Origin of the sequence: Clostridium sp. (assembly GCF_032552055.1) — a bacterium.
In the GTDB taxonomy this organism is placed as follows: domain Bacteria; phylum Bacillota; class Clostridia; order Clostridiales; family Clostridiaceae; genus Clostridium.
The window spans coordinates 1-1,182 of sequence record NZ_JAWGSV010000434.1; the positions used below are offsets into that span (position 1 = coordinate 1).

1 protein-coding gene is annotated in these 1,182 nt (G+C 26.9%); it reads left to right on the forward strand.

Annotated elements, in window-relative coordinates:
* Window positions 1–1,037 (forward strand): hypothetical protein (locus E6248_RS16200; RefSeq protein WP_316341795.1); only part of this gene is annotated, 1,037 nt, incomplete at its 5' end.
* Window positions 1,038–1,182 lie beyond the last annotated feature (145 nt).

A 1,182-nucleotide genomic window follows, 5' to 3' on the forward strand; every position in this document is an offset into this window, starting at 1 on the left:
ATAATAATAAATATAAACTAAGTACTTTTTCAAATTTAGAAATATATCATGGAGAAGATTATTTAACTACAGTAACTTCTAATGGTTGTAGTGAAAAATATTTTTTGTTAGAAAGAAATACATTGGATAAATTTTATTTCTTTTTATCTAAAAAAGAATTGCTAAATAAAGTTGGTATTAAGTTATTTGATGAAATGAAACCAAGTTATAATGAAAACAATTATAGAAACAGAAAAGGCATACTTCCGATTAATGGTACAATTTTTCGCGATTATTTATACCCATCAAATAAAAGAAGTGAAAAGAGATTACATCATTTAAAAGAGGATTTTGTAATCCCCTTTATCGAAACAGCACTAGAAGTAGAACCAAGAATAGCATTAGGTGTATTTTTTCAATGTTTTGGTGGATTAAGGAAAAGTGAGGTTGTAAATACTAGAAGAAGTTCTATCAGTTCATTTGGTTGGGGAACTACCAAATTAACTATAAATATAAATAATGAAATAATATCTGAAAAATACAAGGATTATAATCAAGCATTAAATAAATCTAAAAGGAAACAAGTTGTGTATAATGTGGGGAATTATTTACCTAAGTTATTAAAAAATCATTTGATTGATAATACTTATTATGCAACTGATGGGAGTGATGCATTATTTTCAAATAAGAAAGGTCAATTATTAACTTCAAAAATGTACAGTTATTATTTTGAAAAAATTAAGAAAGAATTTATAAATAAGTTGCTAAGAAGTAATAATGTAGAAGTAAGGCTGTATGGTATGTTTCTAAATATGGAAAATTGGAGTACACATTTAGGCAGAGGTATTGCAAGTAATTTTATTGCTGATTCAACTAATAGTGCACACCAGGTAAGTGCTTTTAGGGGGGATAACTTACTAGAATCTTCTATAACTTACACAGAAGATACATCTAAGTTCAAAGAGATGATTTATAAAAGTGGTTCAGAATTTTATGAAAAGGGTATGGAGATGAATAATAAGATTAATGAAGAGAGGGATAATATTGGAAGTGTTTAGAATAACAGATGATGAGAAGTGTGTAAAGTTATCTGATATAAAGAGCCTAAGCTATCATCAAATGATGCAAAAAATAAGATGTAAAGAAATGCAAGCCGAGAAAATTAATGATTCTTGGTTCATCAGTAGGACATCATTATTAAAT